Source organism: Halopseudomonas salina (genome assembly GCF_014637955.1).
Taxonomy (GTDB): domain Bacteria; phylum Pseudomonadota; class Gammaproteobacteria; order Pseudomonadales; family Pseudomonadaceae; genus Halopseudomonas; species Halopseudomonas salina.
In genome coordinates this window covers 339,631-357,016 of the sequence record NZ_BMFF01000003.1, presented here as the reverse complement: position 1 = coordinate 357,016, position 17,386 = coordinate 339,631, and the positions used below count along the sequence as shown (strand labels likewise).

15 protein-coding genes are annotated in these 17,386 nt (G+C 57.9%); all 15 read left to right on the top strand.

Annotation, left to right across the window (positions count from 1 at the left end):
- The first annotated feature begins 187 nt into the window (after positions 1–187).
- Genes rfbF through IEV54_RS08945 form a run of 15 tightly spaced genes read left to right on the top strand, consistent with a single transcriptional unit; the run spans position 188 to position 17,268 of the window.
- Positions 188–958 carry a glucose-1-phosphate cytidylyltransferase gene (gene rfbF, locus IEV54_RS09015; RefSeq protein ID WP_150278420.1) on the top strand — a complete coding sequence of 257 codons (771 nt, stop codon included), beginning with the start codon at positions 188–190 and terminating at the stop codon, positions 956–958.
- Positions 949–2,016, top strand: coding sequence for a CDP-glucose 4,6-dehydratase (gene rfbG / locus IEV54_RS09010; RefSeq protein WP_150278421.1), 1,068 nt, complete (start codon positions 949–951; stop codon positions 2,014–2,016). Before rfbF ends, rfbG begins: the two co-directional genes overlap by 10 nt.
- On the top strand, positions 2,013–3,335 hold the full coding sequence (gene rfbH, locus IEV54_RS09005; RefSeq protein WP_150278422.1) for a lipopolysaccharide biosynthesis protein RfbH: 1,323 nt from the start codon (positions 2,013–2,015) through the stop codon (positions 3,333–3,335). Before rfbG ends, rfbH begins: the two co-directional genes overlap by 4 nt.
- Complete coding sequence (locus IEV54_RS09000; protein ID WP_150278423.1) at positions 3,335–4,030, top strand: sugar phosphate nucleotidyltransferase; 696 nt, start codon at positions 3,335–3,337, stop codon at positions 4,028–4,030. The genes rfbH and IEV54_RS09000 overlap by 1 nt, the downstream gene beginning before the upstream one ends.
- An 8-nt stretch (positions 4,031–4,038) precedes the next feature.
- Positions 4,039–5,391: a GHMP family kinase ATP-binding protein gene (locus IEV54_RS08995; protein WP_223825493.1), complete on the top strand. Its 1,353-nt coding sequence runs from the start codon at positions 4,039–4,041 to the stop codon at positions 5,389–5,391.
- Complete coding sequence (locus IEV54_RS08990) at positions 5,370–7,283, top strand: N-acetylneuraminate synthase family protein (protein ID WP_223825494.1); 1,914 nt, start codon at positions 5,370–5,372, stop codon at positions 7,281–7,283. The genes IEV54_RS08995 and IEV54_RS08990 overlap by 22 nt, the downstream gene beginning before the upstream one ends.
- 10 nt (positions 7,284–7,293) lie before the next feature.
- Positions 7,294–8,484: an FkbM family methyltransferase gene (locus tag IEV54_RS08985; protein ID WP_188434395.1), complete on the top strand. Its 1,191-nt coding sequence runs from the start codon at positions 7,294–7,296 to the stop codon at positions 8,482–8,484.
- Positions 8,481–10,286: a thiamine pyrophosphate-binding protein gene (locus IEV54_RS08980; protein WP_223825495.1), complete on the top strand. Its 1,806-nt coding sequence runs from the start codon at positions 8,481–8,483 to the stop codon at positions 10,284–10,286. Before IEV54_RS08985 ends, IEV54_RS08980 begins: the two co-directional genes overlap by 4 nt.
- 1 nt (position 10,287) lies before the next feature.
- Entirely contained in the window at positions 10,288–11,175 is an 888-nt protein-coding gene (locus IEV54_RS08975) for a sugar phosphate isomerase/epimerase family protein (RefSeq protein WP_150278425.1), read from the top strand.
- The gene (locus IEV54_RS08970; protein ID WP_150278426.1) at positions 11,172–12,233 is read left to right on the top strand and encodes a Gfo/Idh/MocA family protein; all 1,062 of its coding nucleotides are present in this window, start codon (positions 11,172–11,174) and stop codon (positions 12,231–12,233) included. Before IEV54_RS08975 ends, IEV54_RS08970 begins: the two co-directional genes overlap by 4 nt.
- Positions 12,220–13,050, top strand: a complete 831-nt coding sequence (locus IEV54_RS08965) for an SDR family oxidoreductase (RefSeq protein ID WP_150278427.1) — start codon at positions 12,220–12,222, stop codon at positions 13,048–13,050. Before IEV54_RS08970 ends, IEV54_RS08965 begins: the two co-directional genes overlap by 14 nt.
- Positions 13,044–13,913 carry a class I SAM-dependent methyltransferase gene (locus IEV54_RS08960; RefSeq protein WP_150278428.1) on the top strand — a complete coding sequence of 290 codons (870 nt, stop codon included), beginning with the start codon at positions 13,044–13,046 and terminating at the stop codon, positions 13,911–13,913. Before IEV54_RS08965 ends, IEV54_RS08960 begins: the two co-directional genes overlap by 7 nt.
- Before the next feature lies 1 nt (position 13,914).
- Complete coding sequence (locus IEV54_RS08955) at positions 13,915–14,979, top strand: NAD-dependent epimerase/dehydratase family protein (RefSeq protein ID WP_150278429.1); 1,065 nt, start codon at positions 13,915–13,917, stop codon at positions 14,977–14,979.
- 13 nt (positions 14,980–14,992) lie between these two features.
- Entirely contained in the window at positions 14,993–15,952 is a 960-nt protein-coding gene (locus IEV54_RS08950; protein ID WP_150278430.1) for an FkbM family methyltransferase, read from the top strand.
- Positions 15,953–15,963: 11 nt separating this feature from the next.
- Complete coding sequence (locus tag IEV54_RS08945) at positions 15,964–17,268, top strand: polysaccharide pyruvyl transferase family protein (RefSeq protein ID WP_150278431.1); 1,305 nt, start codon at positions 15,964–15,966, stop codon at positions 17,266–17,268.
- The last annotated feature ends 118 nt before the right edge of the window (positions 17,269–17,386 follow it).

Genomic DNA, 17,386 nt, shown 5'->3' with positions numbered 1-17,386 from the left:
GAGGGCAAATGGATCTATTTGCGCCTGATTGACCGGGGCTCGTTTGCGCCCCGTGTTGTCAGACAGAGGCGCTGATAGCAAAATGATTTCGATTGGCAAGATTCTTGCTCAGACTCGGGTAACGTCCTCTTAGTCAACAATATGCCAAGATGTTGGCGATCAGTAGCCTCAGAATAAGGATTGAACAATGAAGGCAGTCATTCTGGCTGGTGGTCTCGGTACCAGAATCAGCGAGGAGTCGCATCTCAAGCCCAAGCCCATGATTGAGGTGGGTGGCAAGCCGATAATCTGGCACATCATGAAAATCTACCAGCATTACGGGATTACCGACTTCGTGATCTGCCTGGGTTACAAGGGATATGTCATCAAGGAGTATTTTGCCAACTACTTCCTGCATATGTCGGATGTGACCTTCGACATGTCGGAGAATCGCATGCACATTCACCAGCGGCATGCAGAACCCTGGCGTGTGACATTGGTTGATACCGGTGAGATGTCCAGCACGGGCGGGCGTCTCAAGCGAGTGCGTGACTACCTGGGTGACGAGAGCTTCTGCTTTACCTACGGGGACGGTGTATCCAACATCAATATTCCTGAGCTAATCGCATTTCATCGTAGGCACGGCAAACTTGCGACTGTTACTGCTGTGCAGCCCCCGGGCCGTTTCGGTGCTCTGGATATTAAGGGTAACCAGGTCAATGGCTTTCAGGAAAAGCCGCTCGGTGATGGCGGCTGGATCAATGGCGGCTTTTTTGTGCTGGAACCAGCGGCACTCGACTATATCGCTGATGACAGCACAACCTGGGAGTTCGAGCCCATGCGCCAGCTGGCCAGCGATGGTGAGCTGATGTGCCATTTTCATCGGGGCTTCTGGCAGCCCATGGATACGCTGCGTGACCGCAATTTTCTGGAAGAGCGCTGGGCCAGTGGCAACGCGGAGTGGCGCTTATGGGAGTGAACACTGATTTCTGGACTGATCGGCGGGTGCTGTTGACTGGTCATACGGGTTTCAAGGGCAGTTGGCTGGCCATCTGGCTGCGGAGCCTCGGCGCCGAGGTATACGGTATTGCCCTGGCTCCTGAAAACGAACCCTCACTGTGGAGCACCGCAGGTCTTGCAAGTTGTGTGGATGGCAGTTTTACCGACATACGCGATCAATCAGCGCTGACCGACAAGGTGCTGGCGTTTGCGCCGGAGATTGTCTTCCACCTGGCGGCGCAACCGCTGGTACGTGCCTCCTACCGTGATCCGGTAGAAACCTATTCGACCAATGTCATGGGCACAGTGCATCTGCTGGAAGCATTGCGCCAAACCGAGTCGGTCAAGGCCATCGTCGTGGTAACCACAGACAAGTGCTACGAGAATCAGGAATGGCAATGGCCCTACCGCGAGACCGATCGACTTGGCGGATTCGACCCCTATAGCAACTCCAAAGCCTGCGCAGAACTGGTATGTGCGAGCTACCGCGATGCGTTTTTTACTCCAGCGGGAGTGGCACTGGCAACAGCCCGCGCGGGCAACGTAATAGGCGGAGGCGACTGGGGTGCGGAACGGCTGCTGCCAGATGTGCTGCGTGCCTGGGACGCGGGTGAGGAACTGACCTTGCGCTACCCCGGGGCCACCCGTCCGTGGCAACATGTGCTGGAGCCCCTGAGCGGTTATTTGAAGCTGGCGGAGTATTTGCTGGCTGTGGGGACGAGCGGTCCCAGCGCCTGGAACTTCGGACCGGACAATGACAGTGTTGTCAGCGTGGAGTCGGTGGTGGCTCGAATGGCAGCGCTCTGGACGTACGATCAAGCACGTTGGCGATGCGTCGAGGCCAGTCAACCGCATGAAGCCGGAGTGCTTGCGCTGGACTCGTCCCGTGCCCGTAGTCAGCTGGCCTGGCGCCCGCACTGGACTCTCGACATGGCACTGCAGCGAACGCTCGACTGGCACAGCGCCTGGCGCAAGGGTGATGACTTGCAGGCGCTCTGCCTTCAACAGATAGCCCTCCATCAAGGCGAGTCAGTATGAGTGATGCCCGCAAGCAGCAATTGCGTGAAGAAATAGCGATAAAAGTGAAGGAGTATGCCGAGCTCAGCCTGGCGCCCACACCGTTTATTCCCGGCAGCTCGCTGGTGCCGCCCTCGGGGAAGGTGATCGGTGCTGGCGAGCTACAGATGATGACTGAGGCTGTGCTGGATGGCTGGCTGACCACCGGGCGTTTTAATGACGCCTTTGAGAAACGTCTGGCCAAATACCTCGGACGACGCAGCGTGTTGACCACCAACTCTGGCTCGTCGGCCAACCTGCTGGCGTTTTCGGCATTGACTTCACCGCGCCTGGGCGAGAGGGCGATTGTTCCCGGTGATGAGGTTATCGCCGTTGCTGCGGGCTTTCCAACTACGGTAAATCCGATTATTCAGTGCGGTGCGGTGCCGGTCTTTGTGGATGTTGATCTGGTGACCTGCAATATTGATCCGGCACTGATCGAGGCGGCCATATCGCCGCGTACCAAGGCGATAATGCTGGCTCATACCTTGGGCAATCCCTTTGACCTTGGCGTGGTCCGGGCGTTGTGTGACAAGTACCGGCTGTGGCTGGTCGAGGATTGTTGCGATGCCCTGGGCGCCACCTATAATGGCCGAATGGTGGGCTCCTTCGGAGACATTGGCACCTTGAGCTTTTATCCGGCGCACCACATCACCATGGGAGAGGGAGGTGCCGTCTTTACCGATAAGCCGTTGCTCAAACGTATCATGGAGTCCTTCCGCGACTGGGGACGCGACTGCTACTGTCCGCCTGGAGAAGACAATACCTGCGGGAAGCGCTTCGGCTGGCAACTGGGCGGATTGCCCGAAGGCTATGACCACAAATACACCTACGCACATCTGGGCTACAACCTGAAGATCACGGATATGCAGGCGGCCTGCGCTTTGGCGCAAATGGACCAGGTGGATGATTTCATCACGGCGCGCAAGCGCAATTTCGCTTGGCTACATGAGCGACTGAGCGCCAGCAGCGACTATCTGATTCTGCCCGAGGCGACGCCCAACAGTGATCCGTCCTGGTTCGGCTTTCCGCTCACGTTGCGTGATGGGGAGCGCCATCAGCGTGTCGACCTGCTCCGTTTTCTTGATGCCCAGGGCGTCGGAACTCGCTTGCTGTTCGCCGGTAACCTGGTCCGTCAGCCTTACATGCAGGGTCGCAATTTTCGTGTGGCCGGATCGCTTCCGGTAACCGAGAAGGTTATGCGCGACACCTTTTGGGTAGGCGTCTGGCCTGGTCTCAGCGAGGAGCATCTGGAGCACATTGCCAGCAGCATAGAAACCTTTTTCGCGAGGATCATCTGATGCGCGCCTATGTGCTGTGTGGTGGCCTGGGCACGCGTTTGCAGTCTGTGACAAAGGGTGGACAGAAAGCGGTGGTAGATGTTCAGGGCGAGCCCTTTCTGCTACTGGTATTGAAGGAGCTCAGGGCGGCCGGGATTGAGGAAGTGGTGCTCTGTGCCGGACATCGGGCAGATCAGTTGCAAAGCCTGCTTGAGTCCCTGGCCAAGCGAGCCGAATTGCGCCTGCACTTGGTGGTGGAGGAATCACCGCTGGGTACCGGGGGAGCTTTGCTGCATGCGCTGCAGTACTGGCCGGTTGATGAGCCTTATCTAGTCCTCAATGCCGATACCTACCTGAGCAGCGAGGCCTTTTCCTTGCTTGCTGATGGCAAGCGTAATTTGATTCTGGCCGCCGATGTTGCGGAGCGTACGCGTTACGGTAGCCTGTGTATCAATGACGACGGGCTGGTCCTTGCCTTGTGCGAGAAGGGCAGCGCAGGCGCTGGGCCGGTCAATGCCGGTGTCTACTGTTTTACTGCTGACGCGCTGGCTGCGGAGCACCCGCGTGCCTGCTCGATGGAACTGGATATCCTGCCCGGGCTGATCGAACGCGAGCAGTTGTTCGCCGTTCACTACGACGGCCCCTTTGTCGATATCGGCACGCCATCCTCTCTGGCTGCCTTCACACAATCAGAGCAATGGAGTCCGTCGCGATGAGCCGCCTATTGGAAACGCTCACGGTAGGGTCCGAGCAATCTATCCTCGATGCGGTCAAGTGCATCGAATCGGGTGATTTGCAGATCGCTTTCGTCGTCGAGTCGGACCAGCGGTTGGTGGGGGTGGTGACCAACGGCGACGTGCGGCGCTATTTGTTGCAGGGCGGCGATACCAAGCTGCCGGTGGTTGCCTGCATGAACAGCAACTTCCGTGCAGTTGAGGTCGGGGCGACGCGCGAACAGTTACTGAAAACCTTCGACCTCGGCTTCAATGCTCTGCCTGGGCTGGATGCGCAAGGTCGTCTACAAGAAATCTACACCCGCCAGATGACGGCGAGCCCTGAAGTGCCTGTACTGGCGCGCGCCCGCGCACCGGTGCGCATGAGCTTTTGTGGTGGTGGGGCGGATTTGACCTATTTCTTTGTTGATCATCCTGCAGCCGTACTGAGTTGTACGGTGGGTCTGTATGCGCACGCCACCCTGGTCCCACGGGATGACGCCAGCGTGCATATCTTTTCCGAAGATCTGGGATGTGAAGAACACTACGATAGCTTGGCCCAGTTGCTAGTGAGCGAAAACAAGAGCCTGCTCGGCACCATCGTTTCGGTGATTCGCCCTGCTTACGGCTTTGATCTCTATCTGCGCTCGGATTTTCCGGTGGGATCTGGGTTGGGCGGCTCATCTGCAGCCACCACGGCAATCATTGCCGCTTTCAACGAGCTGCGGCAGGATCGCTGGAATACCTATGAAATTGCCGAGCTGGCGTTTCAGGCTGAACGTTTGTGCTTCGGCATTGCTGGGGGTTGGCAGGACCAGTATGCGTCAGCTTTCGGCGGTTTTAATCTTATTGAGTTCGAAAATAAGCGCAATCTGGTACACCCGATTCGCCTCGAAGACGCGGCCCGTTTCGAGCTGGAAGCTTGCCTGGTGCTCTGCGACACCGGCCTTGTTCATAATTCGGGGCAACTGCACGAAAGGCAGCGCCAAGAGATGGAAGCGGAGTTGTCGCAAACTGATCTGCTGCGCGAAAGTGTGACGCTCTGCCGGCGCATGCATCGGCACCTGATACGCTGTGAACTCCACGACTTCGGTTTGTGTCTGCACGAGGCCTGGATGCTGAAGAAGCAGTTTTCGTCTGCAGTGAGCGACGCCAAACTGGATGAAATCTATGCCATCGCTCAAGCGGCAGGTGCGCTTGGTGGCAAGTTGCTTGGCGCCGGAGCCGGCGGTTTCTTCCTGTTTTATGTGCAGCCTCAGCATCGACAGGCGGTGGTCCGTGCGGTGAATGAACTGGGCTGTGCGACAACCAATTTCCGATTTGAATCGAGTGGCGTGACTTCATGGCGAACGAAAATACAATGACTCCCGCAGTGATGGATGTCGGTGGCTTCACTGTCGGCGGCGACCAGGTCTTCGTGATTGCCGAGGTGGGTAATAATCACAACGGCTCGCTGCCGCTGGCCAAAGAGCTGGTCGACGCCGCCATTGCCGTAGGTGCCGACTGCGTCAAGTTCCAGCTGCGTGACCGGGCCGCGCTGTATCGTAGCAAGGCAGATGGCTCCCGGGCTGAGGACCTGGGTGTGGAGTACATCCAGGATCTGCTGGACAAGGTAGAACTGACGCTGGCGGAGCATCGTGATCTGCGCGACTATTGCGCCAGCAAGGACATGCTTTATCTCTGCACACCCTGGGATGAGTCCAGCGTCGACGCGCTTGCCGACTTTGATCTCCCGGCCGTCAAGCTGGCCTCGGCAGACCTTTGCAACCCCTATCTGATCGCCAAGGCAGCCTCCCTGGGCAAGCCCATGATTCTCTCCACGGGTATGTCATTCGAGCATGAGGTCGTTGCTGCTATCGCTCAGTTGAGTGAGCTGGATGTTCCCTTCGCATTGTTGCACTGCAACAGTGCCTATCCAGCCCCGGAAACCGATATCCAGCTCAACTACATCGGGCGCATGCGTGAACTGCACGGCTTGATCGGCTACTCCGGCCATGAGCGGGGTATCGCCATTTCGCTAGCCGCAGTGGCGCTGGGTGCCAAGCTGATCGAGCGACACATCACGCTCGATCGCGGTATGGAAGGTCCGGACCACCTGGCCAGCCTTGAGCCTGCAGAATTCAGACAGCTGGTGGAGGGTGTGCGTCAGTTGGAAAAGGCATTGCCCTGCCCGGGCATGCGGCGCCAGGTCAGTCAGGGCGAGCTGCTGAATCGCGAAAACCTTGGCAAGAGCGTGATTGCCGTGACTGCGATCAAATCTGGCGATGTATTCACCCAGGACAAGCTGCGCGTCGCGAGTCCCGGTCAGGGCCTGGCACCTTATCGCCTGGCAGACCTGCTTGGCCGGAGCGCCTGTCGTGACATTGAGCAGGGAGATTTTCTGTTTGAAAGCGATATTGACGGCGCCGAGCAGAAGACCTTGAAATTTGATTTGCCGGTTCGTTGGGGCGTTCCTGTGCGCTACCATGATTTTCTGCAGTATCATTCGCGCATAGCACCGGATCTATACGAGTTTCATCTGTCCTATCGTGATTTGTCGGTTGACCCCGAGCCCTATCTCAAGCCGGTGGCATGCAGCCGTCTGGTCGTGCATGCGCCTGAGCTGTTCGAGAACAGTGAGCTGCTTGACCTGGTGGCAGATGACGAAGCGTACCGCCAGCGTTCAATCGCCAACCTGCAACGTGTTGTCGATGCGACGCAACGTATTGCCGCCTTCTTTCCTCAGGCTGACGCGCAATTGATCGTGGCCAATGTGGGTGGTTTCTCCGCCGACGCTCCTCTTCCCGTCGCGCGGCGCGAGATGCTGTACCAGCGTTTCAGCGAGTCCTGCGCGCAAATTGATTTTGGCCCCACTGAACTGATCCCACAGAACATGGCGCCGTTCCCGTGGCACTTCGGCGGACAGCGGCATCAGAATATCTTCATGATGCCGGACGAACTGGCGCAGAAGGCAGAGGCCCTTGGTTTGCGCCTGTGTCTGGACCTGTCCCATCTGCAGATGACCTGCTTTCACTTTGAGCTGGATTTTCAGGCCGCGTTGCGGCGCCTGCTGCCGTTGTCCGCGCATCTGCACGTGGCGGATGCCAAGGGCACCAATGGCGAGGGTGTGTTGATGGGTACTGGAGATGTCGACTGGCCGGCGACCTGGGCGCAGATCAGGGAGGCAGATGCCAGCTTCATTCCCGAAGTCTGGCAGGGCCACAAGGACCACGGTGCGGGTTTCTGGGCGGCCCTGGTCTACTTGCAATCATTATGAGGCTCCATCTATGAATACCGACGATCTCACCCAGCGTTTGGAGTCGTTGCTATGCGAGCCGTTGGAGTCCATCCGCGAGCGCCAGGCCACTACTCTGGAGCGCCTGATAGGAGGCCTCGACCGTCCCTTCGCACTGTTTGGAGCCAGCCACCTTGGTCGCAAGGCTCTGATGGTTCTGAAGGAAAAGGGCTTGGCCCCTTGCGCCCTCATGGATAACAATCCGGCACTGTGGGGGACCTATATCGAATCGGTGCCGGTGTATAGCCCCGCGCAGTTAGTCGATCAATGGAGCGGCGAGCTGCCAGCAGTGATATGTACCATCTGGAGTGGCCATATCCACGATTGCATGGAAGATCGACTTAAACCGCTGCGTGAGTTGGGGTTTAAACGCATCGCACTGTTTGGGCACCTGGCTTGGCGGTATCCGCAGGATTTCTTGCCACACTATTGTATGGATTTGCCAGAGTACGTGGTGCCGGAGGCTGATGCTATCCGCCGCGCCTTCGCTCTGCTGGGAGATGAGACTTCGCGTCGGCTGTTCGTTGACCATGTCGAGTGGCGGCTGCATCTGGATCACGATCTGCTGCCGGTCTCTTCGCCGCTGCAGATTTACTTTGACGCCCGGTTCAGTACCGATTTCGCCGAGGAGGTAGTGTTCGACCTGGGCGCCTTCAACGGCGATACAATGGAGGGCTATCTGGCCAGCGGTCGCGGCTACCGCGAGTATCATTGCTTCGAGCCAGTGGCACGTAACTTCGCCGAGCTGCAGACTTGCCTGAAGCGACTGGCGCGCCCCGACCTGTATGTCCACCGCCTGGCGGTCGGCGACAACGTTGGCGGAGTGCTGATTGAAGCGACTAACGGCCCCTCGTCCAGGGTTGGTATGGGTGACGAGCGGGTGCCCATGACTACTTTGGACCACCTTGCGGCCCAGGGCATGCTCCCTACTTTCATCAAGATCGACATCGAAGGCCACGAACCTCAATGTCTCGCCGGTGGCCGTCGGCTGATTGCCGAGCTCCAGCCGCTGATCGCGGTGAGCGTCTACCACGAACAGAACCACCTATGGCGCATTCTGCTGCAGCTGCACGAATACCACGAGGGCTACCGCTACAGTCTTTGCCCCCATGTCAGTGATGGTTGGGACCTGGTTCTCTACGCGGTTCCTGCTGATCGTATCCCCGCCCCATTACCGGTATGAGTACCAATTCCATGCGTGTTGCCGATTACATCTTTGATTTCATCGCCAGACAGGGCGTTAACCACATTTTTTTCCTGCCTGGTGGTGGTGCCATGCATTTGAACAATGCGCTGTATCGCCGGACTGATCTGACGCCTGTGAGCATGTTGCACGAACAGGGCGCCGCTATTGCTGCGGAGGGCTACGCGCGTACGTCTGGTGGCCTCGGGGTATGCCTGGTGACCTCCGGGCCGGGGGCCACCAACGCCATGACGGGGCTGGCCGGGGCGTGGTTCGAGTCGACCCCGACGCTCTTCGTGTCCGGGCAGGTCAAACGTGCGGACCTGAAAGGCAACACTGGCCTGCGCCAACTGGGTACTCAGGAACTCGACATTGTCAGTGTCGCTGGGCCGCTGAGCAAATACGCGGTCTGCCTGCTGGATCCGTTGCGCGTGCGCTATGAATTAGAGAAAGCGCTGCATCTGATGCTCAGTGGCCGCAAGGGACCGGCCTGGATTGACGTGCCTTTGGATGTGCAGGCAACCGAGATAGATCCTCAGGAACTGGAGGGGTTCGTGCCGGAACAGGCAGAAGCCTCGCTTTGGCCCGAGGAGGCCGCACTGGCGCGTCTGATGGGCCGGCTGCGGGCTGCCCAGCGCCCGGTACTGTTAGTGGGCAATGGCGTGCATGCCGCCGGGGCGGAAGTTGAGCTGCGCCAGTTGATCGAGGATCTGGGTATCCCGACGCTGACGACCTGGATTGGTGCCGACCTGCTGGAGCATGGGCATCCGCTTTACGTCGGACGGTGCGGCACGGTGGCACCTCGCGGACCGAACTTTGCAGTGCAGAATGCCGACCTGGTGATCGCCATCGGCTGTCGGATGGATTTTTCCATCACCGGCTTCAATCGCGCCCATTTTGCTCGCGCAGCTGAGATAGTGGTGGTTGATATCGATCCGGCAGAGATACTGAAGCTGGGCGACATGCCGGATGAGAGTTTTGTCTGTGATGCAAAAGAGTTCATTAAGCAATTGCACAGTATCAATGACGGCGGGTCGCTGGACTGCGAGGCATGGCGTGCACGCTGCGCTGCCTGGAAGGAGGCTTATGCGGTGGTGTTGCCCGAGTATCGGCAGGCGGGCGCCTACGTCAATACCTATGTATTTACCGAGCTGCTCTCTGAGTTGATGTCCGAGGGAGACCAGATCATCCCAGGTAGTTCTGGCGCGGCGCTGGACACCTTCTGGCTGGCGCTGCGCCTGAAGCGGGGGCAACGTGCGGTGGCCACTGGGGGGCTGGGCTCCATGGGTTATGGTCTGCCGGCGTCCATCGGCGGCTGCCTGGGCAGCGGCGGGCGTCGCACGGTTTCAATTGATGGTGATGGCGGCTTTGTGATGAATATTCAGGAGCTGGAAGTGGTCCGGCGCCTGAAGCTGCCGATTAAGTATTTTGTTCTCAACAACAATGGTTATGCTTCGATTCGGGCATCTCAGGGTGGGTATTTCAAACAGATCATAGGCTGCGATCCGGCCTCTGGCTTGACCTTGCCAGATATCTCGGCGCTGGCTGCAGCTTTCGGTCTGCCGGTTATGCAGGTAGATGGCACCGGTGATTTGCGCTCTACCATTGAGCAGGCTCTGGCGCTCGACGGGCCTGTGGTCTGTGAGGTCATGGTTGAGCCTGATCAGGCAATTGGTCCACGGATAACGTCGCGAATCGAACATAACGGCGTCATGGTTTCAAGTCCTCTGGAAGACCTTTTCCCCTTTCTGGAGCGCGATGAGCTGCGCGCCAACATGTTGATTCCCCTGGTGGAGGAGTGATATGACCGACTACCTGGCAGCTTATGCCGAGGGCGGCTTGTATACCATGCAAGGCCGACTCAGCGAGCCTGAAGAGGGCCGCTTTCAATCCTTCCCGCGTAGCCAGTGGCGTTTGGAAATCGAACGTGCCGCGCAGATCGGGCTGCGGGGTATCGAATGGATCTACGACCTTTACGGAGAAGGCAGCAACCCGATAGAAACCCAATCCGGACGTCGAGAGCTCGGCGGACTGCTGGAGCAGCATGGTCTTGCTGTGGTGTCCGTCTGTGCCGACTACTTCATGGATCGTCCACTTTTGCGTTGCAGTCCCGAGGAGCACGGGGCCTTGATTGACCGGCTGGAGTGGCTGCTCGGCGTGTGTGCCGAGCTGGGGGTCGGGCGGGTGGTGTTGCCATTCGTGGATGCGTCCAGCATCCGCAATGCTGCGGAGCGCGCCCAGGTGGTTGCGGCGCTGCGGCAAGTGCTGCCAAGCGCCGAGCGTCAGGGCGTGGAACTGCACCTGGAAACCGATCTCGGCCCGGAGGCGTTCCGCCAGCTGCTTGCGGAGCTTGAACACCCGCTGATTTGCGTCAACTACGATGCGGGCAACAGCGCCTCGCTCGGGTACCTACCCGAGGAGGAGTTCGCGGCCTATGGTGCGCGGGTCGGTAGTGTCCACATCAAGGACCGTCAACGGGGCGCCGGCACGGTGGAGCTGGGGCAGGGCGATACGGACTTTCGCAGCTTGCGCGAGCAACTGCTCAAATACGACTATCACGGTGATTTTGTGCTTCAGGTCGCTCGTGGCGAGGCTGGGGATGAGCCGCGCTGGCTTTCAGAAATGGCGCATCTCGCGGCTGACTGGTTGCGTGGTTGCGCCCTGAATGATGAAAAGAGAGATATAACGTGAAGATTCTGTTCTGTGGACTGGGGGGGATTGGTCAGCGCCATCTGCGTAACCTGCGCCTGTTGCTGGGTGATGCGCTGGAGGTGCACGCCTATCGTGTGCGGGGCCAGCGCATCAAGTTGCTGGACAACCTGACAATCGATGAAGGTGCGGATCTGGAAAAGGATTACGCCATCCAGGTACACCATGAGCTGGCTGAGGCGCTGGCGCAACAGCCAGCGGCGGTCTTTATCTGCAATCCCAACGCGCTACACGTGCCGGTAGCACTGGAGTGTGTGCGTGCCGGTGTTCCCGTGTTCATGGAAAAGCCGTTGGCCAGTGATCTGACAGATGTTGACCAGCTGCTTGCCGAGGTAGAGAAGCGCAAGCTGCTGTTCCATGTTGGCTACAACTTCCGTTTTCATCCCGGGTTACAGCGGCTCAAGACCTTGCTCGAAAAGGGATTCTTTGGGCGGCTTGTCAGCGTGCGCTCGGAGATCGGAGAGTATCTGCCTAACTGGCACCGCTATGAGGATTATCGGCAGATGTATGCCGCTCGGGCCGATCAGGGCGGTGGCGTCATCCTCTCGCAGATTCACGAAATGGATCTGATCTACTGGTATTTCGGTCTACCTCGCAGCCTGGTCTGCCATGGTGGCCATCTCAGCGGGTTGGAAATCGATGTGGAAGACACTGCTTCATCCTTGATGCGTTTCGAGGGTGACAATGGTTGTTTTCCTCTCATGCTGCATCAGGATTTTGTGCAACGTCCACCGTCGCGCAGATTCAAGATCGTCGGCGATGCTGGCTGCGCCGAAATGGATCTGATTGCCAACTGCTTGTATGTCTACGATGAGGTGGGAGAACTCTGCGAGCAGAACGACTTTGCCGGTTTTAACCGCAATGACATGTTTCTGGCGCAGGCCAGGCATTTTCTCGATTGTCTGACTAACGGCACCAAGCCCGTGGTGGATATCACCGAAGGTGTGCAGAGTCTGCGTATGGCACTGGCTGCACGGCGCTCGTTGCGCGAAGGGTGCGAGGTGCAATTGAGTGAGGTGAACATCCATGGCCAGCGTTGAAACGCTGTTTCGCCTGGATGACCGGGTGGCGTTGATTACCGGCGGCGCAGGTTTACTGGGCTATCAGCATGCAGCCACCATTGCGGCGCTGGGCGGCTTGCCGGTGCTGCTTGATATCAACGCCGCCGAGCTGATGAAAAACGCCGCGAGGCTTGAAGCTGAAACGGGATACAAGGCGCTGACGCTGGTCGCCGATATCACGGACGTGGACGCGCTACGCTCGGCGGATGAGCAAGTGCAGGCACATCATGGGCGATTGGATATTCTGATCAATAATGCCGCGCGTAATCCCAAGGTAGAAAAGGCTGGTGATCAGGACTTTTCCCGTCTGGAACACTTTCCCTGGGAACAGTGGCGTCTGGATCTGGATGTTGGCCTGGGTGGAGCCTTCAACTGCGCCAAGGTATTTGGTTCGCAGATGGCGCGGCAGGGTAGTGGGGTGATCATCAATATCGCCTCCGATCTTGGCGTTATTGCGCCGGACCAGCGCCTCTATCGTGTCGAGGGCCTTGAACCGGATAACCAACCGGTCAAGCCGGTGACTTACTCGGTGGTCAAGCATGGCCTGATTGGCTTGACCAAGTATCTGGCGACCTATTGGTGTGAGCAGGGCATACGCTGCAATGCGCTGTCGCCGGGTGGTGTCTATGCCGGCCAGAACGACGTGTTCGTCGCCAAGCTGACGCAGCTTATACCCCTTGGCCGCATGGCTGGCGCTGATGAATATCGCGGCGCTATCGCGTTCCTCTGCTCGGACGCCTCCTCTTATATGAATGGTGCCAACCTGGTAATCGACGGGGGTCGCAGCACATGGTGAGTCGCGAACTGATTGCTCGTCACTGTATCTGTTGTGGTGGCGGTAATTTGGAAAAGTCTCCGGCAGTATTGATGCCCTTCGTTGCGCTACGCGTTTTTGGTCATGAGCCGGTGGAAATCACCGCAGACTGGGGGCTGCGTGATTTGCGTCAAGGGATGGCCTACACCCTGTGCAACTCGCTGCAATGTCAGGAGTGTGGCGCCCTTTTCCTTGACTACCGCTTTACCGATGAGCAGATGGCAGCGCTGTACCACAACTATCGCGATGCGCAGTACAATGCGCAACGCATTCGTTTCGAGCCGGACTACGTTAAGGTCGTGCCGCATTACCATCAGCGCGCCGCCTATCTGGATGAGGTGGAGACGTGGCTAGCGCCACACTTGCCCGAGGCCCCTGCCGTACTGGACTGGGGCGGTGATAGCGGCATCAACAGCTTGTTCCGAGAGCGTAAACGCCTACTGCATATCCATGATATTTCTGGTGTAGAGCTGGTACCCGGCGCCGAGCAAGTCGACATTGAGCAAATCAGCCAGAATCACTACGATCTGGTGACTTGCAGCCAAGTGTTGGAGCATGTGTCGTTCCCACTGGAGCTTGTGGAGCGGATGCTGCCGGCCCTTGATTCTGGGGCACTGCTCTATCTGGAAGTTCCCCACGAGGCTCTGATGCGCGAGCACCCGGGCAATCTGGATCTGGCACACCGTAAGCGACACTGGCACGAACACGTTAATTTCTTTACCGAAACTGCCATGCGCCGGCTTCTGGAGCGCCTGGGCCTGACGGTGCTGGATGTGCTGCACCTGCCGGTAGACGTGGGTTGGACTCGCGGCGAGGTAATGGGCGTGTTGGCGAGGTCGACCTGACATGGAGCCGCTTCTGGACAGTCCAAAGCGTCACCCCGTGATCACCGAGGACCTGGCGCTGATCTTCTCACGGCCTGAGGATTGGCGTCGCTTCGCCGGCAGTCATGTGCTGATTGCTGGCGCCACCAGCTTTCTGGCGGCCTACCTAGTCGAGTTCTTTGCCTCGCTGAGCGAATGTTGGCCGGAGCAGCCAGTGGTAATTCACGCCTTGGCGCGGAACTCAGATAAATTACACTCGCGCTTCCCGCACCTGAGCAAGCAAAGCTGGTTCCGGCCAATAATTCAGGACGTCTGCGACCCTCTCCCGGCAATGGATCACGTGGACTTCATCGTCCATGCGGCTGGCGCGGGCAGCCCAAAGCAGTACTTGGCCGACCCCATAGGCACTACCCGCTCTAACGTTCTAGGCGTGCTCAACCTGCTTGAATTGGCGCGCCAGCATCAGTCACGCTTGCTGTTCATGAGCAGCGGTGCGGTCTACGGCCATGGAGATAGCGATAGCCCCATCACTGAAACCGATTATGGCGCCCTGGATCCCTTGGATATCTCCGCCTGCTACGGCGAGGGCAAACGAGTAGCTGAGACGCTCTGCGCCGATTACCACCGGCAGCACGGCGTGACGGCTGTCATGGCACGCATCTCCCACACCTATGGTCCGGGCATCGCGCTGGACGATGGAAGGTCTTTCGCCGATTTCATTGCCGACGCGCTGGCGGGACGAGACATTGTGCTCAGCAGTGATGGCTCTGGCAGTCGGCCGTTCTGTTATGTGGCTGATGCGACCGCCGCCTTTCTGATCCTGCTACTGCGGGGAGAGGGAGGTAACGCTTACAATGTCGGTCTCGATCAGGAGACGACTATCCTCGATCTGGCCAGACTGATCGCGCGGCTTTCACCAACCCCAGGCCTTGAGGTGAGGTGCCCCCCGCATAGTTCGACACGGCAAGCGCTGTTCCGGACCGGCGGACATTTCTGCCTCGGCAAGATGGAACGCCTGGGTTGGCGGCCGACCATTTCGCCTGAAGTGGGGTTTGAACGGACCCTGCGCTATTTCATTCAGTCCTAAATGGAAGCTCGAAATGGAAAAAATCAATAATAATCGCCTGGTTTTGGCCAAGGTAAAGTTCGATGCCGGCGAAATAGACAAATTTCAGTATGCTGAATACATCAATGATCAGCACGCCAGACTCTTCGACTATCCGCAGTTCCTGGCGGGGACCGATGTTCAGGAAATTCGCATTACCGCACAAGGGGTCGTGGTGACCTCTGCCGCTCATGGCATCGCCATGTTTATAGATGCCGTGGATCTGCACGCCACGCCCTACACCCTGCTTGACTTCGGTAGCTATGAGACAGATGAAACCAGTTTCCTTAAATCGGTGCTCTGTGATGGAGAGGTATTTCTCGACATCGGCGCCAACCTCGGTTGGTACTCTCTGGTGCTGGGCCGCAACTGCCCCAAGTCAAGAATCTATGCCTTTGAGCCGATTCCGTCCACGGTGGAGGTGCTGGAGAAGAATATCCGCCTCAACGGCCTTGAGAATATCGAGACGGTCTGCATGGGTATGTTCAACAAGGAAGACGAGCTGAACTTCCTCTTCGCCCCCGACGTGTCCGGCGCCACCTCGCTGAAGATGACTGGACAGTCCAGAGGACGTACTTCAATCCAGAATGTGACGTGCCGAACAACCACCCTGGACGTCTTTTGCGCCAGCCGCGACATAGTACCTTCGCTGCTGAAGATCGATGTGGAAGGCGCGGAGTTGATGGTAGTGCAGGGCGGCGAGAAGATCTTGGAAAGCACCCCGATCATCTTGATGGAGCTGTTGCGAAAGTGGTCCCGCGAGTTTGGTTACCACCCCAACGACGTGTTCACTCTGTTGGAGAGATACGGTTATCGAGCCTGGGTGTTCGCCGAGGATCACAAGCTAGAGGGCTGTCCTCGCGTTACCGAAAACACCATGCAGACAAACTACGTCTTCATGCATCCACAAAAGCACGCAGATGTGATTTCCCAGTGGGAATTGCCCGCCCGATAGAGGTTTGTCCCATGCTCGCGCCAACGGCCATGAAATACGGTCTTATCACCAATGTAATGACATTTGGCCACCTTACGGCCGGAAGCCGGAGTAATCTTGGCGACGATATCCAGACTCATGCGGTCGAGCATTTGTACGCTTTTATGGGTATTACGCCAGACCAGATTGTGCGGCTGAACCGATATGAATTCCAGGAGTATGACGGGCGCCACGGCTATATCCTCATGCCGATGTGTGGCTATTTCACCTTGGGTAACGCGCAAAGTCCATTGCCTCTATCGCCCTACATCATTCCGGTATACTTCAGCTTTGGGCTCTCCAGCGATGTCGATGATCCTGCAGACTTGGACCATTTTCGCCGCTACGAGCCCATAGGTACCCGAGACGAACGGGTTATGCAGATGTTCCGCTCGCGCGGCGTTGCTGCCTTCCTTTCGGGATGTTTGACCATCATTTTCCCTCGCCGCGAGCATGCCCCGGTAAAGGGCAAGGTGTTTCTTGTAGATGTGCCGAACGAAGTGCTGGAGCACATGCCCCGGGAGCTTCTCGACAAGGCGGAGCATCTGACACACGTATACCCATACGAGCGCATTCCCTCCGACCAGAAGGAAGCTGATCGTCTGGACGCTCTGGCGCGTGAATTATGCAAACGCTATGCGGACGAGGGCGTTCTGGTCGTGACCAGCCGTCTGCATTGCGCTGCTCCCTGTATCGCGATGGGGATTCCTACAATCGTTGTTGCTCACAATATCAGTGATCGTTTCGCGTGGCTGGATCGTTATGTGAAGATCCACACTCACGAAACCTTTGCCCAGATCAACTGGAATCCTAGCGTGCCTGATCTGGAGGAAACCAAGCAGATGATACTTGGCGCGGCTGCCAGACAGATTGTCCGGGCTCGCGAGCGCTGGGCACCATGGGCTGAAATCAGCGCGTTCTACGAAAGCCGTGAGTCTAGTCAGTACAACCATATGATGACGCAAGCTTTGGAGCAGATGCTGCCTCCTGGTCGAGTTCCCCTGCGCTTTGCTTTTTGGGGAGCCAATACCCACGGTGTTCGCCTGAGTCGTGCCATCGGAGAGCTGCGGCCGGGCAGCGAGCTGGTCGCAGTAATTGATGAATATTTGCAAGCAGATCGCTTCTGTGGCGTATCGGTGGTGCGCTCGGATGCTCTGGATGGACTGCGGCGTGAGGGCGTATACGTTTTTATCTCGACGTTTGCAGGACGGGAATATGCCGAGACGCGCCTACAGGAAAAAGGGGTCGAGCATGGCTGTTTGTTCCACGACCTGTTGACTTTTCATGCGCTCTCTTAAGCAAGTTGGCGGTATAGAACAATTGCCTGACTGGTATGGGCACGTATTGGCTGAAGGCATCTGGCTTGTGGCGAAGTCACTTGCAGGGATGTCTTTCCAGGTACAAAAGAAGGAAGTT